A 19,481-nucleotide genomic window follows, 5' to 3' on the forward strand; every position below is an offset into this window, starting at 1 on the left:
CGTCTGGTGCGTGGACCACCTGCCCCCCTGCGCCGCCGTCGTCCTGGCCGGCGGCCGGGGTGCGCGGATGGGCGGTCGGGACAAGCCGCAGCTGGAGGTCGGCGGCCGCAGCATGCTCGACCGGGTGCTGGCCGCCGTGCCCGACGCCCGGCCCCGCGTGGTGGTGGGGCCGCCCCGGCCGGTGCCCCCCGACGTCGTGGTGGTGCGGGAGGACCCGCCCGGTGGCGGTCCGGTGCGGGCCCTGCGTGCCGGGCTGGCCGCCGTCCCCACCGACGTGGTGGTCGTGCTGGCGGCCGACCTGCCCTTCCTCACCGCCGAGCTGGTCGACGAGCTGCGGGGCCGGCTGGCCGGGGACGGCGTGCTCCTCGTCGACCCGCAGGGCCGCGACCAGTACCTGCTCGGGGTGTGGCGCACGACGGCGCTGCGCGCCCGGCTGGCCGGGGTCGACGCCCCCACCTCGCTGCGCGCCGTGCTCGCCGGGCTGGACGTGCACCGGTTCCGGCCCACGGCGCCGGCGCGCGGCCCGGCCGGCTGGACCGACTGCGACACCCCCGCCGAGCTCGAGCGCGCCCGGGCGGCCGCGGGCGTGCCACCCACCGCGACCGGGTAGTGCCCCACCATGCACATCGCCATCGCCGGTGCCCACGGCCAGATCGCCCGACGCCTCACCCGCCTGCTCGCCGCCCGCGGCGACACCGTGACCGGCCTCGTCCGCAACCCCGACCACGAGGCCGACCTGGAGTCCGACGGCGCCCGGCCGGTGGTGCTCGACCTCGAGCAGGCGTCGGTGGACCAGGTCGCCGACGCGGTCCGCGGTGCCGACGCCGTGGTCTTCGCTGCCGGGGGCGGCCCGGACAGCGGCATCGCCCGCAAGGACACCGTCGACCGCGGCGCGGCCGTCCTGCTGGCCGACGCGGCCCAGGCCGCCGGCGTCCGGCGCTACCTGCTGCTCTCCTCCTACGGCGTCGACGCCGTGGCCGACGGCGCGACCCCCGACGGCGTCGACGAGGTGTTCGTCGCCTACCTGCGGGCCAAGCTGGCCGCCGAGCAGGACGTGCTGCCCCGTGCCGACCTGGACAGCACCGTGCTGCGACCGGTCACGCTCACCGACGACCCGGGGACCGGCACCGTGCGCCTGGCACGGTCGGTGGACCGCGGTGAGGTCACCCGGGACGACGTCGCCGCCGTCCTGGTCGCGCTGCTGGACACCCCGCGTACCGGGGTGCTCGAGCTCACCGGCGGCGACACCCCGGTCGCCGACGCCGTCGCGGCGGTCTAGCCCTCCCGCCTCGCGCGGGTCACCTGGGTGCGGGCCGCCAGCTGGTCGTCGGGCGGGTAGTCCACGCCCAGCAGCGTGAGCCCGTGGGCGGGCGCCACGGGCACCTCGTCGGAGCGGGTGGTGCGGCTGAGCAACCCGGCCGGCCACTCCGGCGCCCGCCGCCCCTCCCCCACGGCCAGCAGCGCGCCCACGAGGCTGCGCACCATCGAGTGGCAGAACGCGTCCGCCGAGGCGGCCACCGTGACCAGGTCCCCGTCCCGGGTGACGTCGAGGGCCTGCAGCACGCGGATCGTGGTGGCCCCCTCGCGCCGCCGGCAGTAGGCGGCGAAGTCGTGGTGCCCCAGCAGCAGCGCGGCCGCCACCCGCATCGCCGCCGCGTCCAGGCGCCGGGGCCACCCGACGGTGTCCCGTCGCCGCAGGGGTGGGGGGCCGGACACGGCGTCGGTGAGCCGGTAGGCGTAGTGCCGGGCCAGCGCGGAGAAGCGGGCGTCGAACCCGGCCGGGGCCGGCGCCGCGGCGGTGACGGCGACGTCGGGCGGGAGCACGCCCCGGAGCCGGCGGAGCACCCTCGACTCGTGCTGGGCCCACAGGTCGGCAGGCAGGTCGAGGTGGGCGACCTGCCCGGTCGCGTGCACGCCGGCGTCGGTGCGGCCGGCGACGGTCAGGTCCACGTCGTGCCGCAGGACGGTGACCAGCGCCAGCTCGAGCTCACCCTGCACCGTGCGCTGTGTCGGCTGCCGGGCCCACCCGTGGAGGTCGGTGCCGTCGTAGGCGACGTCGAGCCGGATGCGGACGAGCCCGCCACCGGTACCGGTGGCGGGCTCGTCGGTGGAGCTGGGTGTCACGGTGTCACGTGGGGTCGGGCTCGGACTCCCCGCCGGGGGCGTCGTCGCCGGCCGTCGCGGCATCGGTGACCTCGGCGGCGTTGACCTCGGCCGCGGCGGCCTCGGCCACCTCGGGCGACAGCTCCTCGTCGGCCACGACGACGCCGTTCTCGGCAGCGGGCTCGGCCTCGGTGGTGCTCTCGTCCTGGACCTCGCCGTCCGGGGTGAACACCTCGGTGGCGGTGGCCTCGGCGTCGGCCTGGTCGCTGGCCTCGTCGGCGACCTCGGTGGCCGAGGCGGTGACCTCGCCGGCCGCGGCGGCCGAACCGGCACCGGCGGCGAACTTCGTGCCCCGGGCGCGCTCGGCCTCGCCGACGGCCTGCTGGGCGACGGTCAGCGCGTCGACGAGCTCGATGACGGCCATGGGGGCGTTGTCGCCCTTGCGGGGGCCGACCTTGGTGATCCGCGTGTAGCCGCCGGGGCGGTTCTCGTACCGCGGACCGATCTCGGCGAACAGGTGGTGCACCACGTCCTTGTCGCGGATCTGGGTCATCACCTGGCGGCGGGCGTGCAGGTCACCGCGCTTGGCGAGCGTGATGAGCTTCTCGGCCACCGGGCGCAGGCGCTTGGCCTTGGTCTCGGTGGTGGTGATCCGGCCGTGCTCGAACAGCGAGGTGGCGAGGTTCGCCAGCATGAGGCGCTCGTGCGACGGCGAACCGCCGAGGCGGGGGCCCTTGGTGGGGGTGGGCATGGTGATCCTTCCTCAGGCCGCCGGGTCGTCCGTGCAGGCCGCGCGTTCACTGATGGGTGGTGCTCCGGGCCGGCGGTGCCGGACCCGGCGGGACCCCACCGCACCGGGGCGCGGTGGGGTCCGTCTGTCAGAGCTGCTCGGTCTCGCGGAAGTCGCCTTCGTTGTAGTCCTGCCCGTCGGCGTACTGCGACTCGCCGGGGTAGCTGTCGTCGTAGGTCTCGTCGTAGCTCTCCACCGAGGTGGGGACGAACCCGGGCGGGCTGTCCTTGAGGGCCAGACCCATGGCGGCCAGCTTCAGCTTGACCTCGTCGATGGACTTCGCACCGAAGTTGCGGATGTCCAGCAGGTCGGCCTCGGAGCGGGTGACGAGCTCACCGACGGTGTGCACGCCCTCGCGCTTGAGGCAGTTGTAGGACCGGACGGTGAGGTCCATGTCCTCGATCGGCATCGAGAAGTTCGCGATGTCGGCGGCCTCGGCCGGGCTCGGCCCGACCTCGATGCCCTCGGCGTCGACGTTCAGCTCGCGCAGCAGGCCGAACAGCTCCACCAGGGTCGAGCCGGCCGACGCGATGGCGTCGCGGGGCTCGATCGAGGGCTTGGTCTCGACGTCGACCACGAGGCGGTCGAAGTCGGTGCGCTGCTCGACGCGGGTGGCCTCGACGGCGTAGGTCACCTTGAGCACCGGGGAGTAGATGGAGTCGACGGGGATGCGCCCGATCTCCTGGCCCGGCTGCTTGTTCTGGGTGGCCGGCACGTAGCCGCGGCCGCGCTCGACGACCAGCTCGATCTCGAGCCGGCCCTTCGCGTTCAGCGTGGCGATGTGCAGGTCGGGGTTGTGCACCTCGACACCGGCCGGGGGCGCGATGTCTGCGGCGGTGACCTCACCGGGGCCCTGCTTGCGCAGGTACATGGTGACCGGCTCGTCGGAGTCGGAGCTGACGACCAGACCCTTGAGGTTGAGGATCAGCTCGGTGACGTCCTCCTTGACGCCCGGCACGGTGGTGAACTCGTGCAGGGTGCCCTCGATGCGGATGCTGGTGACGGCAGCGCCGGGGATCGAGGAGAGGAGGGTGCGGCGCAGGGAGTTGCCGAGGGTGTAGCCGAAGCCGGGCTCCAGCGGCTCGATGACGAACCGCGAGCGCGAGGCGTCGATCGTCTCCTCGGTGAGCGTGGGGCGCTGTGCGATGAGCATGTGGTTCTCCTTGGGGTCCTCCGGCGACCGCCATATGACGCCGTGAGGGGGACGTGCCGACGGGGCGGGCGTCTGTCTGCCCGCCCCGTCGTCCTACGGGTGCATCACTTCGAGTAGAGCTCGACGATCAGCTGCTCCTGGACCGGCGTGTCGATGACCTGCCGGGCCGGGATCGAGTGCACGAGCACCTTGAGCTGGCTGGAGATGACCTCGAGCCACGCCGGCACCGGGCGCGAGCCGGCCTCGGCCTGGGCGACCTGGAACGGCACCATCTCGGCGGACTTCGCGGCCACCACGACGATGTCGTTGGCGCTCACGCGGTACGAGGGGATGTCGACCTTGCGGCCGTTCACCTTGATGTGGCCGTGGCGCACCAGCTGGCGCGACATGTCACGGGACTTGGCGAAGCCGGCCCGGTAGACCACGTTGTCCAGGCGCGACTCGAGGATCTGCAGCAGGACCTCACCGGTCTTGCCCGTCTTCTTGTTCGCCTCCTCGTAGTAGCCGCGGAACTGCTTCTCCAGCACGCCGTAGATGCGACGGGCCTTCTGCTTCTCGCGCAGCTGCAGGAGGTACTCGCTGTCCTTGGTGCGACCGCGACCGTGCTCGCCCGGGGGGTAGGGGCGGATCTCGATGGGGCACTTGGCGGACTCGCACTTGCTGCCCTTGAGGAACAGCTTCATCTTCTCGCGCCGGCACAGGCGGCAGTCGGCTCCGGTGTAACGGGCCACGTCGGGTCTCCCTGGGGTTTCTAAGAGTGGAGTCGAAGGCGCGGGGTCAGACCCGGCGGCGCTTCTTGGGGCGGCAGCCGTTGTGCGGCTGGGGGGTGACGTCGGAGATCTGCCCGACCTCGAGGCCCGTGGCCTGGAGGGAGCGGATGGCGGTCTCGCGGCCGGAGCCGGGACCCTTCACGAAGACGTCGACCTTCCGCATGCCGTGCTCCTGCGCCTTGCGCGCGGCGTTCTCGGCGGCCATCTGCGCCGCGAACGGCGTCGACTTGCGGGAGCCCTTGAACCCGACGTGCCCGGCCGAGGCCCAGCTGATCACGTTGCCCGTGGGGTCGGTGATCGACACGATCGTGTTGTTGAAGGTGCTCTTGATGTGCGCCGCGCCGTGGGCGACGTTCTTCTTCTCCTTGCGGCGCACCTTCTTGGCGCCCGCCGCGCGTGCCCTGGGAGGCATGACTCTCTTCTCTGTTCGTGGCCTTGTGGAGCTCGGGATGGAGCTGGGAGAACCCGCGACCGCCCCCTCTGCGGGGGCGCAACGGCCGGGGTGGGGTGCCGGTGAGGGCTACCGCTGGGTCAGCGGGCCTTCTTCTTGCCGGCGATCGTCTTGCGCGGGCCCTTGCTCGAGCGCGCGTTCGTCTTGGTGCGCTGCCCGCGGACGGGCAGGCCGCGGCGGTGGCGCAGGCCCTGGTAGCAGCCGATCTCGACCTTGCGGCGGATGTCGGCAGCCACCTCGCGGCGGAGGTCACCCTCGACGCGGAAGTGCTCGTCGATGTAGTCGCGCAGCTTCAGCAAGTCCTCGTCGGAGAGGTCCTTGGCGCGCAGGTCCGGGCTGACACCGGTGGCGGCCAGCGTGGCCTTCGCCGAGGTCGGGCCGATCCCGTAGATGTAGGTGAGCGCGATCTCCATCCGCTTCTCGCGGGGCAGATCGACGCCGGCCAGTCGTGCCATGTCCTGTTACTCCCTCAGCCCTGGCGCTGCTTGTGCCGGGCGTTGTCGCAGATGACCATGACCCGGCCGTGCCGGCGGATCACCTTGCACTTGTCGCAGATCTTCTTCACCGACGGCTGGACCTTCACCGGTGCCGCCCTCATTCCTTGTAGTTCGTGGATGACGGGCCCGGCCGACGTGGCCGGACCCGTGCAGGTCACTTGTAGCGGTAGACGATCCGACCGCGGGTCAGGTCGTAGGGCGAGAGCTCCACGACCACGCGGTCCTCGGGCAGGATGCGGATGTAGTGCTGCCGCATCTTGCCGCTGATGTGCGCGAGCACCCGGTGCCCGTTCTGGAGCTCGACCCGGAACATCGCGTTGGGGAGCGGCTCGACGACTCGACCCTCGACCTCGATGGCCCCGTCCTTCTTCGCCATTCCCTGCGCTGCCTCCCGATCTGGTTCTCCCCGGCGCATGCCGGATCGACTGCCACCTGCGCCGTCCGGGGCGCCGGTGGTCGTGCTGGGTGTCTGGTGCTGGGCGTACTCGCAGAGGGCGCCCGCCGGTGTGCGGCCACAGCACGACGACGGACGGCGCGAACGCCAGCGGCCACTGTACCCCGAGCGCCCCACCTGCTCCAACCCCGGGCGCCCGGGGTGCGGGGCATCACCCTCAGGAGCGGACGGTGATCCCGAACGGGGCCAGCCCGGCGACGCCGCCGTCCTCGGCGGTGAGCACCCACGGGCCCTCGGGCGTGATGGCCACGGTGTGCTCGAAGTGCGCGGCGCGCGACCCGTCCTCGGTGACGACGGTCCAGCCGTCCTCCAGCTCGACGGTGTCCGGCCCGCCCACGGTGATCATGGGCTCGATGGCCAGGGCCATGCCGGGCACCAGCTTGGGCCCGCGACCGGGCCGGCCGTGGTTGAGCACGTGCGGGTCCTGGTGCATCTCGGTGCCGATGCCGTGCCCGCCGTAGTGGTCGACGATGCCGTAGGGGTGGGCCTCGGCCCGCACCGACTGCTCGACCGCGTGGCTGATGTCGGTGAGCCGACCGCCCACCAGCGCCTTCGCCAGACCGGCCCACATGGACCGCTCGGTGACGGCCAGCAGCGCGGCGTCCTCGGCCGAGGGCTCCCCCACCGTGAGGGTGAGGGCGCTGTCGCCGTGCCACCCCTGCAGGATCGCCCCGCAGTCGACGGAGAGGTTGTCGCCCTCGGCCAGCACGCGCGACGCCGCCGGGATCCCGTGCACGACCTCGTCGTTGATCGAGGCGCAGATGCACCCGGTGAAGCCGTGGTACCCCAGGAACGAGGGCACCGCACCGGCGGTGCGGATGTGGTCCTCGGCGATCGCGTCGAGCTCACCGGTGGTGACACCCGGCCGGACCTCCGCCCGGACCGCGGCCAGCGCCCCGGCCACCACGAGGCCGGCCGCGCGCATCAGCTCGATCTCGTGCGCGGTCTTGATCTGGATCATGCGTCCGCTCCACCTCGCCAGCAGGGGTACCCGCCCCAGCAGACCCGCGGTCACCGGGGACGCGCCCCGGCTGCCGGCACGGGGTCAGCCCTGCTCGTCGTCGTCGGCCTCGGTCAGCGCCGCCATGGCGCGCGCGGTCACCTCGTCGATCTCGCCGATGGCGTCGATCCGGGACAGCAGCCCCTCCTCGGCGTACCACGCCGAGAGCGGCTCCGTCTGGGCGTGGTAGACCTCGAGCCGGTGGCGGACGGTCTCGGGCTTGTCGTCGTCGCGCTGCACCGGCTTGCCGTCCACCACCACGACGCGACCGGACAGCCGACGCACCAGCTCGTCCTCGTCCACGACGAGCTCGAGCACGCAGCTGAGCCGCTGGTCCAGCTCCGCCAGCGAGGTGCGCAGCTGCTCGGCCTGGGCGATGGTGCGCGGGAACCCGTCGAGCAGGAACCCGGCCTTGGCGTCGGGCTCGGCCAACCGGTCGCTGACCATGGCCACGGTGATCTCGTCGGGGACGAGGTCGCCGCGGTCCATGTAGACCTTGGCCTGCTTGCCGAGGTCGGTCCCACCGCTGACGTTGGCCCGGAAGATGTCGCCGGTGGAGATGGCCGGGACGCCGAGCCGGCCGGCGATGATCTGCGCCTGGGTGCCCTTGCCCGCGCCGGGGGGCCCCAGGAGGACGACGCGCACTACTTCAGGAACCCTTCGTAGTTGCGCTGGTTGAGCTGCGTCTCGATCTGCTTCACCGTCTCCAACCCCACTCCCACCATGATCAGCACCGCGGTCCCGCCGAACGGGAAGTTCTGGTTCTGCCCCTCCTGCGTGATCGACAGGAACAGGTTGGGCAGCACCGCCACCAGGCCCAGGTAGATCGAGCCCGGCAGGGTGATCCGGGACAGCACGTACTGCAGGTACTCCGCCGTCGGCCGGCCCGGTCGGATGCCCGGGATGAAGCCGCCGTAGCGCTTCATGTCCTCCGCCCGCTCCTCCGGGTTGAACGTGATCGACACGTAGAAGTACGTGAAGAACACGATCAGGCCGAAGTAGATGGCGATGTGCACCGGGCTGGACTGGTTGATCACGTACGTCTCGAAGAACTGCCGCACCGACCCGGCCGAGTCGCCCTGCAGCTGGCTGATCAGCTGGGGCAGGTAGAGCAGGGAGGAGGCGAAGATGACCGGGATGACACCGGCCTGGTTCACCTTCAGCGGCAGGTAGGTGGAGGTCCCGCCGTACATGCGCCGGCCGACCATGCGCTTGGCGTACTGGACGGGGATGCGCCGCTGGGCCTGCTCGACGTAGACCACCGAGGCGATCACCACGAGGGCGAGGACGCAGACGAGGGCGAACACCAGGCCACCGCGGGTCTGCAGGATCGACCCGCCCTCGGCGGGGATGCGCGCGGCGATCGAGGTGAAGATCAGCACGGACATGCCGTTGCCGATCCCCTTCTCGGTCAGCAGCTCGCCCAGCCACATGATCATTGCGGTACCGGCCGTGAGCGCGATGACCAGCACGACGGTGGTCCAGATCGAGTCCGACGGGATCAGTTCCTGGGCGCAGTTCGGGAACAGCTGCCCGCTACGGGCCAGCGCGATGATCCCGGTGCTCTGCAGCACCGCGAGCGCGATCGTCAGGTAGCGGGTGTACTGGGTCAGCTTCTGCTGGCCCGACTGCCCCTCCTTCTTCAGCTGCTCGAAGCGGGGGATGACCACGACCAGCAGCTGCACGATGATGCTCGCCGTGATGTACGGCATGATCCCGAGCGCGAAGATCGACAGGCGGAGCAGTGCACCGCCGGAGAACAGGTTGACCAGCGAGTAGACGTCGCGCTGGTCGGAGGCCTGGGCCTGGTCGAGGCAGCTGTTGATCGCCTCGACCGAGACGCCCGGCCCGGGCACGCTCGCGCCCAGCCGGTACACGGCGATGATCGCCAGGGAGAACAACAGCTTGCGCCGGAGGTCTGGCGTCCGGAACGCCGCGGCGAACGCCTGCAGCACGTGCCCTCCCCGAGTCGGTCGTTGGAGTGTAGGGACAGCAGACCCCCGGGGTGCAGGGCACCCCGGGGGTCTGTGCTCAGAGCTGGGTGGTGCTGCCGCCCGCGGCGGCGATCTTGTCGGCCGCGGAGGCCGAGAAGGCGTGGGCCGAGACCTCGACCTTCACGCCGCCCAGCTCGCCGGTCCCGAGGACCTTGACGGGCTGGTTGCGCCGCACGGCGCCGACCTCGGCCAGCGTCTCGGGGGTGACCGAGCCGCCGTCGGGGAACAGCGAGGCGATCTTCTCCAGGTTCACGACCTGGAAGACGACCTTGTTGCGAGGGGTGAAGCCCGAGAGCTTCGGCAGTCGCATGTGCAGCGGGGTCTGGCCACCCTCGAAGCGCGCAGAGACCTGCACGCGGGCGCCGGAACCCTTGGTGCCGCGACCGGCGGTCTTGCCCTTGGAGCCCTCACCACGACCCACGCGGGTCTTCTTGGTGTGGGCGCCGGGGGCCGGACGCAGGTGGTGGACCTTCAGAGTCATGTCAGTGTTCCTTCTCGACCGCTCAGGCGATCTCGTCGACGGTGACCAGGTGCGGCACCGTGGCGATCATGCCGCGGATCTCGGGACGGTCCTCCTGCACGACCGTGTGGTTGATCCGCTTCAGACCGAGCGACCGCAGTGTCTGGCGCTGGTTGGGCTTGGTGCCGATGGCGGACTTGACCTGGGTGACCTTCAGCTGCGCCACGTCACACCCCCTGGCCGGCACGCGCACGGAGCATGGCTGCGGGGGCGACGTCCTCCAGGGGCAGGCCGCGGCGGGCCGCGATCTCCTCGGGGCGGACGAGGTCCTTCAGCGCCTGCATCGTGGCGTGCACGATGTTGATCGGGTTCGAGGACCCGAGGCTCTTGGAGAGCACGTCGTGGATCCCGGCGCACTCGAGCACGGCACGCACCGGGCCACCGGCGATGACACCGGTTCCGGGGCTGGCCGGCTTGAGCAGCACGACACCGGCAGCCGCCTCACCCTGCACCGGGTGCGGGATGGTGCTGGCGATGCGCGGCACCCGGTAGAAGTGCTTCTTGGCCTCCTCGACACCCTTGGCGATGGCCGCGGGCACCTCCTTGGCCTTGCCGTAGCCGACACCCACGGTGCCGTCGCCGTCGCCCACGATCACCAGCGCCGTGAAGCTGAAGCGCCGACCGCCCTTGACGACCTTGGAGACGCGGTTGATCGCGACCACGCGCTCCAGGAACTGGCTCTTCTCGGCCGGGCCGCCGGCCCCGCGGCCGCCGTCCCGCCGGTCGCGGCGGTCGTTGCCGCCCTGTCCGCCACCGGCGCCACCGGTCCCGCCGGCGCCACCGCCGCGTCGCTGTGGTCCTGGCATCAGACGTCCCTCTCGATCTTCGTGTTGTCGCGCATCAGAAGTCCAGCCCGCCCTCGCGGGCGCCGTCGGCGAGCGCCGCCAGACGGCCGTGGTAGCGGTTGCCACCACGGTCGAAGACCACGGCGGAGATGCCCGCGGCCTTGGCCCGGTCGGCCACCAGCGCGCCGACCTGGCGCGCGAGGGCCGACTTGTCGCCGGCGGTGCCGCGCAGCGCGGCGTCCATGGTCGAGGCGCTCACCAGGGTGATGCCCTGGGTGTCGTCGACGACCTGCACGTGCACGTGGCGCGAGCTGCGCTTGACCACCATGCGGGGACGCTCGGGCGTGCCCGACACGCGCTTGCGCAGCCGGTTGTGGCGCCGCGCGCGCGAGACGCGACGCGCGGTGCTGGCGTCGGTGCCCACGGGCTTGTGCACCCGGGCCACCTTCTCGTTGGTCTTGGTGTCTGCCATCACTTGCCCGTCTTCCCGACCTTGCGCTTGATGACCTCGCCCTGGTACCGCACACCCTTGCCCTTGTAGGGGTCGGGGCGGCGCAGCTTGCGGATCTTGGCGGCGACCTCGCCGACCTGCTGCTTGTCGATGCCGCTGACCTTGAAGCGGGTCGGGGCCTCGACGGTGAAGGAGATGCCCTCGGGGGCCTTCACCAGGACCGGGTGGCTGAAGCCGAGGGCGAACTCGAGGTCGCTGCCCCTGGCCTGCACGCGGTAGCCGACGCCGACGATCTCGAGCGTCTTGGTGTAGCCCTCGGTGACACCGGTGATCATGTTGGCGATCAGCGTGCGGGAGAGACCGTGCAGGGCACGGCTCTCGCGCTCGTCGTCGGGCCGCTGCACGAGCAGCGCGCCGGCGTCGTCCTTCTCCACGAAGATCGGGGAGGCGAGGGTGTGGGACAGGGCGCCCTTGGGGCCCTTCACGTTGACGGTGCGACCGTCGATGGCGACGTCCACGCCGCCGGGCACGGTGACCGGGAGTCGTCCGATTCGAGACATCTGGAGATTGCTCCCTTACCAGACGTAGGCGAGGACTTCCCCACCCACGCCCTTCTTGTTCGCCTGCTTGTCGGTCAGCAGACCGGTCGAGGTGGAGATGATCGCCACCCCGAGCCCGCCGAGGACCTTGGGCAGTGCGGTGGACTTCGCGTACACGCGCAGACCGGGCTTGGACACGCGCCGGACGCCGGCGATGCTCCGCTCGCGGTTCGGGCCGTACTTCAGGTCGACCACCAGCTCCTTGCGGACCTGGCCGTCCTTCTCGACGTCGTTGACCTTCCAGCCGGCGATGTAGCCCTCCTGCTGGAGGATCTCGGCGATCTTGGTCTTGAGCTTCGACGACGGCATGGCCGCGGCGTCGTGGTACGCGGAGTTCGCGTTCCGCAGCCGCGTGAGCATGTCCGCGATCGGGTCGGTCATCGTCATGTGTCGGTCGTGCCTCTCTCGCCGCGGTTCCCTCCGCGCGGTGCGGAGGGCCTCTCGGCGATCAGTGGTGCTGGGAGGTGGTGCTCTGCGGGGCGCAGATCACCAGGAGGACTTGGTCACGCCGGGGAGCTCGCCCGCGTGGGCCATCTCCCGGACGCAGATGCGGCACAGCCCGAACTTGCGGAAGACCGCGTGCGGACGTCCGCAGCGCTGGCACCGGGTGTAGCCGCGGACCTTGAACTTGGGGGTGCGGGCCGCCTTGTTGACGAGCGCCTTCTTGGCCATGGTGTCTCCTGTTCCCGGCTCAGCGAGTCGTCTGGACGACGGTCTGGCCGGCGAAGGGGAAGCCGAGCAGGCTCAGCAGCTCGCGACCCTCCTCGTCGGTGGTGGCGGTGGTGACCAGCGTGATGTCCATGCCACGCGGGCGGTCGATCTTGTCGACGTCGATCTCGCGGAACATCGACTGCTCGGTGAGGCCGAACGTGTAGTTGCCGTGGCCGTCGAACTGCTTGGAGTTCAGGCCGCGGAAGTCGCGGATGCGGGGCAGGGCGAGGCTGAGCAGCCGGTCCAGGAACTCCCACATGCGGTCACCGCGGAGGGTGACCTTCGCACCGATGGGCATGCCCTCGCGCAGCTTGAACTGGGCGATGGACTTGCGGGCGCGCACCACGGCAGGCTTCTGGCCGGTGATGGCGGTGAGGTCGCGGACCGCGCCGTCCATGAGCTTGGCGTCGCGGGTGGCCTCGCCCACGCCCATGTTGACGACGATCTTGGTCAGGCCGGGGATCTGCATGACGTTGGCGTAGCCGAACTCGCTCATCAGGGCCGGCGCGATGTCCGAGCGGTAGTGGGCGAGCAGCCGGGGCAGCTCTCGGGTGGGTGCACTCATGTCACAGGTCCTTGCCGGTTCGCTTCGAGACACGGATGCTGCGCCCGTCCTCGTCCTTGCGGTACCCGATGCGGGTGGGGTTGCCCTCGGAGTCCACGACCATCACGTTGCTCACGTGGATGGCGGCCTCCTGGGTCACGATCCCGCCCGACTGCGCACCACGCTGGGTGGTGCTCACGCGGGTGTGCTTCTTGACCCGGCCGATGCCCTCGACGAGCACCTTGCCGGTCTTGGGGAAGGCGGCGATGACGCGGCCCTTGGCACCCTTGTCCTTGCCGGACAGGACGACGACCTGGTCGCCCTTCTTGACCTTGAGAGAGGGGGTCTTCTCGGCCATGGTCACAACACCTCCGGGGCGAGCGAGATGATCCGCATGAAGCGCTTGTCACGCAGCTCGCGGCCGACCGGGCCGAAGATGCGGGTGCCGCGCGGGTCGCCGCTGTCGCGGATGATGACCGCGGCGTTCTCGTCGAAGCGGATGTAGGAGCCGTCGGGACGACGACGCTCCTTCACGGTGCGGACGATGACCGCCTTGACGACGTCGCCCTTCTTGACCCCCGCGCCGGGGATGGCGTCCTTCACGGTGGCGACGATGACGTCGCCGATGCCCGCGTAGCGACGACCGGAGCCACCGAGAACACGGATGCACAAGATCTCCTTGGCACCGGTGTTGTCGGCGACGCGCAGTCGCGACTCCTGCTGGATCACTGCATGACTCCTGTGGTGTCTGGGCTGACCGCCGGGCCGGAACGGTGAAGCGGCGGTCGGGACTCACGTGCGACAGCCGGCGGCTCACGCCGCCGGCCGTCAGGTCCCGGATGTCGGCACGCCCCGGGGCGCGCCAGTCGTCCAGGGTACGCGCCACGACTCCCCCGCCACCAGCGGGGTCGTCGTGGGGCGCACCCGAGGACTACTTGGCCTTCTCGATCACCGAGACCAGGCGCCACCGCTTGGTGGCGGACATGGGCCGGGTCTCCATGATCTGGACGCGGTCGCCGATGCCGGCGGTGCCGGCCTCGTCGTGCGCCTTCAGCTTGCTCGTGCGGCGCAGGATCTTGCCGTACAGGCCGTGCTTCACGCGGTCCTCGACCTCGACGACGATGGTCTTGTCCATCTTGTCGGAGACGACGAGGCCCTCGCGGACCTTGCGGAAGCCGCGACCGGCCAGGCCGGGACCGGAGGCGACGGCCTCGTTGGTCTCGTTGGTGGTCTCGCTCATGCCACACCCTCGCTCGGGGCGACCGACAGGCCCAGCTCGCGCTCGCGCATGATCGTGTAGATCCGGGCGATGTCGCGGCGCACGGTCTGCAGGCGCCGGTTGTTGTCCAGCTGGCCGGTGGCCACCTGGAACCGCAGGTTGAACAGTTCTTCCCTCGACTCACGCAGACGCGTGGCGAGCTCCTCGGCCGAGAGCTCGCGGAGCTCCGGGGCGGTCAGGCCGGCGGCCATCACACCTCTCCTTCACGGGTGATGAAGCGGCACTTCATGGGGAGCTTGTGGATGGCACGGCGCATCGCCTCGCGGGCGATGGGCTCGTCGACACCCGACAGCTCGAACATGATGCGGCCCGGCTTCACGTTGGCGACCCACCACTCGGGCGAGCCCTTGCCCGAACCCATGCGGGTCTCGGCGGGCTTCTTGGTCAGCGGACGGTCGGGGTAGATCGAGATCCACACCTTGCCGCCACGCTTGATGTGCCGGGTCATGGCGATACGGGCGGACTCGATCTGGCGGTTGGTGACGTACGCCGGCTCGAGGGCCTGGATGGCGTACTCGCCGAAGTTGATCGCGGTGCCGCCCTTGGCCCGGCCGGTGCGGTCGGGACGGTGCTGCTTGCGGTGCTTGACGCGACGCGGGATCAGCATCTGTCAGCCCTCCGTGGTCTCGGCACCGGCGGCCTGCGCCGTCGCGGCGCCCTCGGCGCCGACGGCCTCGCCGACGCTCTGCGCGGGAGCGGCCTCGGTCGAGGTGTCCACCGCCGTGGCGGTGGTGTCCTCGGCAGGAGCCTGGGTGGGCTCGGTGGTGCCGGGGCCCTCGGCCGCGGCGCGGCCGGCCTCGGTGCCACCGGCGGTGGTGCCGGTCGAACCCGACCGACGGGGGCGCTGAGCCCGCTCGCGGCGCTGCTGACGCTGCGCCAGGGCCTCCAGGGCCTCGCGCTCGGCACGGGAGCCGGAGGCGTCGCCCTTGTAGATCCAGACCTTCACGCCGATGCGGCCGAAGGTGGTGCGGGCCTCGTAGATGCCGTAGTCGATGTTCGCGCGGAGGGTGTGCAGCGGCACGCGACCCTCGCGGTAGAACTCCGACCGGCTCATCTCGGTGCCGCCCAGACGACCGGAGCACTGCACCCGGATGCCCTTGACCTGCGGGCTGCGCTGGGCCGACTGCATGGCCTTGCGCATCGCACGACGGAAGCTGACCCGGCTGGAGAGCTGCTCGGCGACGCCCTGGGCGACCAGCTGCGCGTCGGACTCGGGGTTCTTCACCTCAAGGATGTTCAGCTGCACCTGCTTGCCGGTGAGCTTCTCCAGCTCACCCCGGATGCGGTCGGCCTCGGCGCCGCGGCGGCCGATGACGATGCCCGGGCGCGCGGTGTGGATGTCGACGCGGACACGGTCGCGGGTGCGCTCGATCTCGACCTTCGAGATGCCGGCGCGCTCCATGCCCTTGCCCATCAGCTTGCGGATGGCGACGTCTTCCTTGACGTAGTCCGCGTACTGCTTGTCGGCGAACCAGCGCGACTTGTAGTCGGTGGTGATCCCGAGGCGGAACCCGTGCGGGTTGACCTTCTGACCCACTAGCGGGTCCCTCCCTTCGTGTTGGCCTTCTGCTGGGTCGCGGGACCGGACTGCCCGGTCTCACGACGTGCCTTGCGCGACCGCGCGGCGAGCTCGGCGCTCGAGGCGACCTCGCTGACCTCGACGGTGATGTGCGACGTGCGCTTGTTGATGCGGAACGCCCGCCCCTGGGCGCGCGGCCGGATGCGCTTGAGCGTCGGGCCCTCGTCGACGTAGGCCGCGCTCACGACCAGCGCGGCCGGGTCGAGCTGCAGGTTGTGCTCGGCGTTGGCCACCGCGGAGGCGACGACCTTGGCCACCGGCTCGCTGGCGGTCTGCGGGGCGAAGCGCAGCAGCGCCAGCGCCTCGTCGGTGGGCAGGTAGCGGATGAGGTCCACCACCCGCCGGGCCTTCATCGGGGTGACGCGGACGAACCGGGCCGTGGCCCGGGCGACCGGTGCGTCGGTCCCCAGCTGGGAAGTCATCTGAAGATTCTCCTCGTGCCGCTCAGCCGCGCCGCGACCGACGGTCGTCCTTGACGTGCCCACGGAATGTGCGCGTGGGCGCGAACTCGCCGAGCTTGTGCCCGACCATGGCCTCGGTCACGAAGACCGGGACGTGCTTGCGGCCGTCGTGCACGGCCAGGGTGTGGCCGAGCATGTCCGGGATGATCGTCGAACGCCGCGACCAGGTGCGGATGACGTTCTTGGTGCCCTTCTCGTTCTGGGCGTCCACCTTGGCGAGCAGGTGGTCGTCGACGAACGGGCCCTTCTTCAGGCTCCTTGGCATTGTCTTCCCCTACCCGCTCAGCGCTTCTTGTTGGTGCGACGACGGCGCACGATCATGGCGTCGGAGGCCTTGCGCTTGCGCGTGCGGCCCTCCGGCTTGCCCTTGGGGTTGACCGGGTGGCGACCACCGGAGGTCTTCCCCTCACCACCACCGTGCGGGTGGTCGACCGGGTTCATCGCGACACCGCGGACGGTGGGGCGCTTGCCCTTCCACCGCATGCGGCCGGCCTTGCCCCAGTTGATGTTGGACTGCTCGGCGTTGCCGACCTCGCCGACCGTCGCGCGGCAGCGGACGTCGACGTTGCGGATCTCGCCGGAGGGCATGCGCAGCTGGGCGAAGCGGCCCTCGCGGGCGACCAGCTGGACGCTCGTGCCGGCCGAGCGGGCGATCTTCGCGCCGCCGCCGGGACGCAGCTCGATGGCGTGCACCACGGTGCCGACCGGGATGTTGCGCAGCGGCAGGTTGTTGCCGGGCTTGATGTCGGCGTTCGGGCCGCACTCCACCACGTCGCCCTGCTTGAGGCGGGCCGGCGCGATGATGTAGCGCTTCTCGCCGTCGGCGAAGTGCAGCAGCGCGATGCGCGACGTGCGGTTGGGGTCGTACTCGATGTGCGCGACGGTGGCCGGCACGCCGTCCTTGTCGGCCCGACGGAAGTCGATGAGCCGGTAGGCACGCTTGTGCCCACCGCCCTGGTGGCGCGCGGTGACGCGGCCGTGGACGTTGCGGCCGCCCCGACCGTGCAGCGGGCGGACCAGCGACTTCTCGGGGTGGTCGCGGGTGACCTCGGCGAAGTCGGCGACGGACGAGCCGCGTCGGCCCGGCGTCGTCGGCTTGTACTTACGGATGGCCATGGTTCCTACTCAGTCCCTGTCTGATCTGGCGTGAGGTCGCTGGTCCGGTGCGCTCAGGCGCCCGGACCGCCGAAGAGCTCGATGCGGTCGCCGGCAGCGACGGAGACGATGGCGCGCTTGGTGTCCTTGCGCTTGCCCATCACGGCGCCCTTGGAGCGCTTCCGCTTGCCCGGTCGGTTGATCGTGTTCACGGACAGGACCTTCACGTTGAAGACCTGCTGCACAGCGATCTTGATCTGGGTCTTGTTGGCGTCGGGACGGACGATGAACGTGTACTTGTTCTCGTCGAGCAGCCCGTAGCTCTTCTCCGAGATGACCGGGGACAGCAGGACGTCCCGGGGGTCGCGGACGCTCATGCCTTCTCCTCGGTGGTCGCGGGCGCCACCGAGGGCACCTCGCTGTCGATCTCGTGGGTCTCCAGGTCCGGCAGCTCGGCGCTGCTGGCCCGACCGCGGCCGCTCTTGCCCTTGACCGGGCCGGCCACGTACTCGGCGAGCGCGGCCTCGGTGAAGACGACCTCGTCGGCGCACAGCACGTCGTAGGTGTTGAGCTGGCCGGCCTCGAGCAGGTGCACGTGCGCGAGGTTGCGCAGGCTCACCCAGTTGAGGACGTCGTCGTGGTCGAGGACGACGAGCACGCGCTTGGCGGTGCTGACGGCGTTCAGCGCGGCGAGGGCGCCCTTGGTCGAGGGGGCGTCACCGGTCACGAACGCCGACACCACGTGCACCCGGCCCTCGCGGGCCCGGTCGGAGAGGGCACCGCGCAGCGCGGCGGCCTTCATCTTCTTGGGGGTCTTCTGCTCGTAGGTCCGCGGCTGCGGGCCGTGCGAGATGCCACCGCCCTCGAACTGCGGCGCGCGCAGCGAGCCCTGGCGGGCCCGGCCGGTGCCCTTCTGGCGGTAGGGCTTGGCGCCCGTACCGCTGACCTGCGCCCGGGTCTTGGTCGCGTGGGTGCCCTGGCGTGCTGCAGCGAGCTGCGCCACGACCACCTGGTGCATCAGCGAGACGTTGGCGTTGGCGTCGAACAGCGCACCCGGGAGGGTGGCGGTGCCGGTCTTCTCGCCGGCCGGGTCGAGCACGTCGACCGTCCGGTCGGTGCGCTCGGTCGTCTGCGAGCTGGTCACTTCGTGTCACTCCCCACGGGGCCACCCTTGACCGCGGAGCGGACCAGGACCAACCCACCCTTCGGACCGGGGACGGCGCCCTTGATGAGCACCAGACCCTTCTCCGTGTCGACCTTGTGGACCTTGAGGGACAGCGTGGTCGTCGTGACCGCGCCCATCCGGCCCGCCATGCGCATGCCCTTGAACACACGACCCGGGGTGGCGCAGCCACCGATCGAGCCGGGCGAGCGGTGCTTGCGCTGCACGCCGTGCCCGGCGCCCAGGCCCTTGAACCCGTGGCGCTTCATGACACCCGCGGTGCCCTTGCCCTTGCTCTTGCCGATCACGTCGACGGTCGCGAGGTCCGCGAGGACGTCGGCGGTCAGCTCCTGGCCGACCGTGTAGTCGCCGGCGTCCTTCGTGCGCAGCTCGACCAGGTGCCGTCGCGGCGTGACGCCCGCCTTGGCGAAGTGCCCGCCCTCGGGCTTGTTCACCTTGCGGGGGTCGATCGCGCCGAACCCGATCTGGATGGCCGAGTAGCCGTCCACCTCGGGCGTGCGCACCTGGGTGACCACGCACGGGCCGGCCTTGACCACGGTGATCGGCACGATGCGGTTGTTCTCGTCGAAGACCTGGGTCATCCCCAGCTTCTCGCCGAGGAGACCGCGGAATGTGCTCGCCATTGTCTCGGTGCCCTTACTGGATGTTGACGTCGACCGAGGCCGGCAGGTCGATGCGCATCAGCGCGTCGACCGTCTTCGGCGTCGGGTCGAGGATGTCGATGAGCCGCTTGTGCGTGCGCATCTCGAAGTGCTCGCGCGAGTCCTTGTACTTGTGCGGCGAGCGGATGACGCAGTACACGTTCTTCTCGGTCGGCAGCGGCACCGGGCCGACGACGCGCGCTCCGGTCTTGGTCACCGTGTCCACGATGCGCCGCGCCGAGGCATCGATGGCCTCGTGGTCGTAGGCCTTCAGCCGGATGCGGATCTTCTGTCCCGCCATCGCCTTGTCTCGCTCCTGCCGATCGGGTGTTGCTGGAAGTCCGTGCGGACGTGATTGCTGGGTCGGACGACCCGGGTGTGGTGCCCCGGGCAGACCCGGGTGGTGGGGGGGGGGCGCTCA

At 71.0% G+C, this 19,481-nt stretch carries 34 protein-coding genes; 2 read left to right on the forward strand and 32 right to left on the reverse strand.

All coding sequences use genetic code 11. The annotated features are described in order from the left end of the window. The first annotated feature begins 10 nt into the window (after positions 1-10). Both mobA and TEK04_RS11905 read left to right on the forward strand, forming a co-directional pair. On the forward strand, positions 11-610 hold the full coding sequence (mobA, locus tag TEK04_RS11900) for a molybdenum cofactor guanylyltransferase (protein WP_336404562.1): 600 nt from the start codon (positions 11-13) through the stop codon (positions 608-610). Between the two features lie 9 nt (positions 611-619). Then, on the forward strand, positions 620-1,279 hold the full coding sequence (locus TEK04_RS11905; protein ID WP_336404564.1) for an SDR family oxidoreductase: 660 nt from the start codon (positions 620-622) through the stop codon (positions 1,277-1,279). On the opposite strand, the gene truA is transcribed toward TEK04_RS11905, so the two are convergent. From truA to rpsJ, 32 genes are all read right to left on the reverse strand, one after another. Continuing rightward, positions 1,276-2,124: a tRNA pseudouridine(38-40) synthase TruA gene (gene truA / locus TEK04_RS11910; protein ID WP_336404565.1), complete on the reverse strand. Its 849-nt coding sequence runs from the start codon at positions 2,122-2,124 to the stop codon at positions 1,276-1,278. The two genes, TEK04_RS11905 and truA, sit on opposite strands and share 4 nt — an antisense overlap. A 4-nt stretch (positions 2,125-2,128) precedes the next feature. Further along, complete coding sequence (gene rplQ, locus TEK04_RS21370; RefSeq protein WP_432277337.1) at positions 2,129-2,854, reverse strand: 50S ribosomal protein L17; 726 nt, start codon at positions 2,852-2,854, stop codon at positions 2,129-2,131. Positions 2,855-2,981: 127 nt separating this feature from the next. Next, the gene (locus TEK04_RS11920; RefSeq protein ID WP_336404566.1) at positions 2,982-4,046 is read right to left on the reverse strand and encodes a DNA-directed RNA polymerase subunit alpha; all 1,065 of its coding nucleotides are present in this window, start codon (positions 4,044-4,046) and stop codon (positions 2,982-2,984) included. 104 nt (positions 4,047-4,150) lie between these two features. Then, positions 4,151-4,777, reverse strand: a complete 627-nt coding sequence (rpsD, locus tag TEK04_RS11925; RefSeq protein ID WP_336404567.1) for a 30S ribosomal protein S4 — start codon at positions 4,775-4,777, stop codon at positions 4,151-4,153. 46 nt (positions 4,778-4,823) lie between these two features. After that, the gene (gene rpsK / locus TEK04_RS11930; protein ID WP_055764664.1) at positions 4,824-5,228 is read right to left on the reverse strand and encodes a 30S ribosomal protein S11; all 405 of its coding nucleotides are present in this window, start codon (positions 5,226-5,228) and stop codon (positions 4,824-4,826) included. Between the two features lie 119 nt (positions 5,229-5,347). Beyond that, entirely contained in the window at positions 5,348-5,722 is a 375-nt protein-coding gene (rpsM, locus tag TEK04_RS11935) for a 30S ribosomal protein S13 (protein ID WP_091061434.1), read from the reverse strand. Between the two features lie 14 nt (positions 5,723-5,736). After that, a complete protein-coding gene (rpmJ, locus tag TEK04_RS11940; protein WP_012950458.1) occupies positions 5,737-5,850 on the reverse strand; it encodes a 50S ribosomal protein L36 in 114 nt (37 codons plus the stop codon). Positions 5,851-5,918: 68 nt separating this feature from the next. Next, entirely contained in the window at positions 5,919-6,140 is a 222-nt protein-coding gene (infA, locus tag TEK04_RS11945; RefSeq protein WP_012950459.1) for a translation initiation factor IF-1, read from the reverse strand. Between the two features lie 235 nt (positions 6,141-6,375). After that, the gene (gene map / locus TEK04_RS11950; protein WP_336404568.1) at positions 6,376-7,179 is read right to left on the reverse strand and encodes a type I methionyl aminopeptidase; all 804 of its coding nucleotides are present in this window, start codon (positions 7,177-7,179) and stop codon (positions 6,376-6,378) included. A gap of 84 nt (positions 7,180-7,263) precedes the next feature. Next, complete coding sequence (locus TEK04_RS11955; protein WP_336404569.1) at positions 7,264-7,863, reverse strand: adenylate kinase; 600 nt, start codon at positions 7,861-7,863, stop codon at positions 7,264-7,266. Continuing rightward, complete coding sequence (secY, locus tag TEK04_RS11960) at positions 7,863-9,173, reverse strand: preprotein translocase subunit SecY (RefSeq protein ID WP_336404570.1); 1,311 nt, start codon at positions 9,171-9,173, stop codon at positions 7,863-7,865. The genes TEK04_RS11955 and secY overlap by 1 nt, the downstream gene beginning before the upstream one ends. A 76-nt stretch (positions 9,174-9,249) precedes the next feature. After that, positions 9,250-9,693, reverse strand: a complete 444-nt coding sequence (rplO, locus tag TEK04_RS11965) for a 50S ribosomal protein L15 (RefSeq protein ID WP_336404571.1) — start codon at positions 9,691-9,693, stop codon at positions 9,250-9,252. A 22-nt stretch (positions 9,694-9,715) separates the two neighbouring features. Next, positions 9,716-9,898, reverse strand: a complete 183-nt coding sequence (rpmD, locus tag TEK04_RS11970; protein ID WP_092802629.1) for a 50S ribosomal protein L30 — start codon at positions 9,896-9,898, stop codon at positions 9,716-9,718. A 1-nt stretch (position 9,899) separates the two neighbouring features. After that, the gene (gene rpsE, locus TEK04_RS11975) at positions 9,900-10,538 is read right to left on the reverse strand and encodes a 30S ribosomal protein S5 (RefSeq protein WP_336404572.1); all 639 of its coding nucleotides are present in this window, start codon (positions 10,536-10,538) and stop codon (positions 9,900-9,902) included. 34 nt (positions 10,539-10,572) lie between these two features. Then, positions 10,573-10,989: a 50S ribosomal protein L18 gene (rplR, locus tag TEK04_RS11980; RefSeq protein ID WP_336404573.1), complete on the reverse strand. Its 417-nt coding sequence runs from the start codon at positions 10,987-10,989 to the stop codon at positions 10,573-10,575. Further along, positions 10,989-11,528 carry a 50S ribosomal protein L6 gene (gene rplF / locus TEK04_RS11985; RefSeq protein WP_336404574.1) on the reverse strand — a complete coding sequence of 180 codons (540 nt, stop codon included), beginning with the start codon at positions 11,526-11,528 and terminating at the stop codon, positions 10,989-10,991. Before rplF ends, rplR begins: the two co-directional genes overlap by 1 nt. A 15-nt stretch (positions 11,529-11,543) precedes the next feature. Further along, complete coding sequence (rpsH, locus tag TEK04_RS11990) at positions 11,544-11,954, reverse strand: 30S ribosomal protein S8 (RefSeq protein ID WP_091061410.1); 411 nt, start codon at positions 11,952-11,954, stop codon at positions 11,544-11,546. A gap of 99 nt (positions 11,955-12,053) precedes the next feature. Beyond that, on the reverse strand, positions 12,054-12,239 hold the full coding sequence (locus TEK04_RS11995) for a type Z 30S ribosomal protein S14 (protein WP_014742845.1): 186 nt from the start codon (positions 12,237-12,239) through the stop codon (positions 12,054-12,056). Positions 12,240-12,258: 19 nt separating this feature from the next. Then, on the reverse strand, positions 12,259-12,843 hold the full coding sequence (gene rplE, locus TEK04_RS12000) for a 50S ribosomal protein L5 (protein WP_336404575.1): 585 nt from the start codon (positions 12,841-12,843) through the stop codon (positions 12,259-12,261). Between the two features lies 1 nt (position 12,844). Continuing rightward, positions 12,845-13,180 carry a 50S ribosomal protein L24 gene (gene rplX, locus TEK04_RS12005; protein ID WP_336404576.1) on the reverse strand — a complete coding sequence of 112 codons (336 nt, stop codon included), beginning with the start codon at positions 13,178-13,180 and terminating at the stop codon, positions 12,845-12,847. Positions 13,181-13,182: 2 nt separating this feature from the next. Beyond that, positions 13,183-13,551 carry a 50S ribosomal protein L14 gene (gene rplN, locus TEK04_RS12010; RefSeq protein ID WP_336404577.1) on the reverse strand — a complete coding sequence of 123 codons (369 nt, stop codon included), beginning with the start codon at positions 13,549-13,551 and terminating at the stop codon, positions 13,183-13,185. Between the two features lie 202 nt (positions 13,552-13,753). Next, positions 13,754-14,062 carry a 30S ribosomal protein S17 gene (gene rpsQ / locus TEK04_RS12015; RefSeq protein WP_092802611.1) on the reverse strand — a complete coding sequence of 103 codons (309 nt, stop codon included), beginning with the start codon at positions 14,060-14,062 and terminating at the stop codon, positions 13,754-13,756. Next, positions 14,059-14,292 (reverse strand): 50S ribosomal protein L29, encoded by a 234-nt coding sequence (gene rpmC / locus TEK04_RS12020; protein ID WP_336404578.1) that lies wholly within the window; start codon positions 14,290-14,292, stop codon positions 14,059-14,061. Before rpmC ends, rpsQ begins: the two co-directional genes overlap by 4 nt. Next, positions 14,292-14,708 (reverse strand): 50S ribosomal protein L16, encoded by a 417-nt coding sequence (gene rplP, locus TEK04_RS12025; RefSeq protein ID WP_056289191.1) that lies wholly within the window; start codon positions 14,706-14,708, stop codon positions 14,292-14,294. Before rplP ends, rpmC begins: the two co-directional genes overlap by 1 nt. A gap of 3 nt (positions 14,709-14,711) precedes the next feature. Next, positions 14,712-15,638: a 30S ribosomal protein S3 gene (gene rpsC / locus TEK04_RS12030; protein ID WP_336404579.1), complete on the reverse strand. Its 927-nt coding sequence runs from the start codon at positions 15,636-15,638 to the stop codon at positions 14,712-14,714. Beyond that, positions 15,638-16,102, reverse strand: a complete 465-nt coding sequence (gene rplV, locus TEK04_RS12035; RefSeq protein WP_432277338.1) for a 50S ribosomal protein L22 — start codon at positions 16,100-16,102, stop codon at positions 15,638-15,640. Before rplV ends, rpsC begins: the two co-directional genes overlap by 1 nt. A 22-nt stretch (positions 16,103-16,124) precedes the next feature. Further along, positions 16,125-16,406, reverse strand: a complete 282-nt coding sequence (gene rpsS, locus TEK04_RS12040) for a 30S ribosomal protein S19 (protein ID WP_091061398.1) — start codon at positions 16,404-16,406, stop codon at positions 16,125-16,127. A gap of 17 nt (positions 16,407-16,423) precedes the next feature. Then, on the reverse strand, positions 16,424-17,257 hold the full coding sequence (gene rplB / locus TEK04_RS12045; RefSeq protein ID WP_336404580.1) for a 50S ribosomal protein L2: 834 nt from the start codon (positions 17,255-17,257) through the stop codon (positions 16,424-16,426). A gap of 53 nt (positions 17,258-17,310) precedes the next feature. Next, a complete protein-coding gene (rplW, locus tag TEK04_RS12050; protein WP_092802599.1) occupies positions 17,311-17,613 on the reverse strand; it encodes a 50S ribosomal protein L23 in 303 nt (100 codons plus the stop codon). Beyond that, positions 17,610-18,380 (reverse strand): 50S ribosomal protein L4, encoded by a 771-nt coding sequence (gene rplD, locus TEK04_RS12055; RefSeq protein ID WP_336404581.1) that lies wholly within the window; start codon positions 18,378-18,380, stop codon positions 17,610-17,612. The genes rplW and rplD overlap by 4 nt, the downstream gene beginning before the upstream one ends. Continuing rightward, complete coding sequence (gene rplC, locus TEK04_RS12060; RefSeq protein ID WP_336404582.1) at positions 18,377-19,042, reverse strand: 50S ribosomal protein L3; 666 nt, start codon at positions 19,040-19,042, stop codon at positions 18,377-18,379. The genes rplD and rplC overlap by 4 nt, the downstream gene beginning before the upstream one ends. Before the next feature lie 13 nt (positions 19,043-19,055). After that, positions 19,056-19,361, reverse strand: coding sequence for a 30S ribosomal protein S10 (gene rpsJ, locus TEK04_RS12065; protein WP_014742859.1), 306 nt, complete (start codon positions 19,359-19,361; stop codon positions 19,056-19,058). Between the last annotated feature and the right edge of the window lie 120 nt (positions 19,362-19,481).

This window comes from Klenkia sesuvii, from assembly GCF_037083825.1.
Lineage (GTDB): Bacteria > Actinomycetota > Actinomycetes > Mycobacteriales > Geodermatophilaceae > Klenkia > Klenkia sesuvii.

Excerpts from the sequence above, each read along its gene's own strand:
- TEK04_RS11905 (WP_336404564.1), top strand. The coding sequence starts at position 620 with ATGCACATCGCCATCGCCGGTGCCCACGGCCAGATCGCCCGACGCCTC.
- rplQ (WP_432277337.1), bottom strand. The coding sequence starts at position 2,854 with ATGCCCACCCCCACCAAGGGCCCCCGCCTCGGCGGTTCGCCGTCGCAC.
- TEK04_RS11920 (WP_336404566.1), bottom strand. The coding sequence starts at position 4,046 with ATGCTCATCGCACAGCGCCCCACGCTCACCGAGGAGACGATCGACGCC.
- rpsK (WP_055764664.1), bottom strand. The coding sequence starts at position 5,228 with ATGCCTCCCAGGGCACGCGCGGCGGGCGCCAAGAAGGTGCGCCGCAAG.
- rpsM (WP_091061434.1), bottom strand. The coding sequence starts at position 5,722 with ATGGCACGACTGGCCGGCGTCGATCTGCCCCGCGAGAAGCGGATGGAG.
- infA (WP_012950459.1), bottom strand. The coding sequence starts at position 6,140 with ATGGCGAAGAAGGACGGGGCCATCGAGGTCGAGGGTCGAGTCGTCGAG.
- map (WP_336404568.1), bottom strand. The coding sequence starts at position 7,179 with ATGATCCAGATCAAGACCGCGCACGAGATCGAGCTGATGCGCGCGGCC.
- rplO (WP_336404571.1), bottom strand. The coding sequence starts at position 9,693 with ATGACTCTGAAGGTCCACCACCTGCGTCCGGCCCCCGGCGCCCACACC.
- rpsE (WP_336404572.1), bottom strand. The coding sequence starts at position 10,538 with ATGCCAGGACCACAGCGACGCGGCGGTGGCGCCGGCGGGACCGGTGGC.
- rplR (WP_336404573.1), bottom strand. The coding sequence starts at position 10,989 with ATGGCAGACACCAAGACCAACGAGAAGGTGGCCCGGGTGCACAAGCCC.
- rplF (WP_336404574.1), bottom strand. The coding sequence starts at position 11,528 with ATGTCTCGAATCGGACGACTCCCGGTCACCGTGCCCGGCGGCGTGGAC.
- rpsH (WP_091061410.1), bottom strand. The coding sequence starts at position 11,954 with ATGACGATGACCGACCCGATCGCGGACATGCTCACGCGGCTGCGGAAC.
- TEK04_RS11995 (WP_014742845.1), bottom strand. The coding sequence starts at position 12,239 with ATGGCCAAGAAGGCGCTCGTCAACAAGGCGGCCCGCACCCCCAAGTTC.
- rplE (WP_336404575.1), bottom strand. The coding sequence starts at position 12,843 with ATGAGTGCACCCACCCGAGAGCTGCCCCGGCTGCTCGCCCACTACCGC.
- rplX (WP_336404576.1), bottom strand. The coding sequence starts at position 13,180 with ATGGCCGAGAAGACCCCCTCTCTCAAGGTCAAGAAGGGCGACCAGGTC.
- rpsQ (WP_092802611.1), bottom strand. The coding sequence starts at position 14,062 with ATGAGCGAGACCACCAACGAGACCAACGAGGCCGTCGCCTCCGGTCCC.
- rpmC (WP_336404578.1), bottom strand. The coding sequence starts at position 14,292 with ATGGCCGCCGGCCTGACCGCCCCGGAGCTCCGCGAGCTCTCGGCCGAG.
- rplP (WP_056289191.1), bottom strand. The coding sequence starts at position 14,708 with ATGCTGATCCCGCGTCGCGTCAAGCACCGCAAGCAGCACCGTCCCGAC.
- rplV (WP_432277338.1), bottom strand. The coding sequence starts at position 16,102 with ATGACTTCCCAGCTGGGGACCGACGCACCGGTCGCCCGGGCCACGGCC.
- rpsS (WP_091061398.1), bottom strand. The coding sequence starts at position 16,406 with ATGCCAAGGAGCCTGAAGAAGGGCCCGTTCGTCGACGACCACCTGCTC.
- rplB (WP_336404580.1), bottom strand. The coding sequence starts at position 17,257 with ATGGCCATCCGTAAGTACAAGCCGACGACGCCGGGCCGACGCGGCTCG.
- rplW (WP_092802599.1), bottom strand. The coding sequence starts at position 17,613 with ATGAGCGTCCGCGACCCCCGGGACGTCCTGCTGTCCCCGGTCATCTCG.
- rplC (WP_336404582.1), bottom strand. The coding sequence starts at position 19,042 with ATGGCGAGCACATTCCGCGGTCTCCTCGGCGAGAAGCTGGGGATGACC.
- rpsJ (WP_014742859.1), bottom strand. The coding sequence starts at position 19,361 with ATGGCGGGACAGAAGATCCGCATCCGGCTGAAGGCCTACGACCACGAG.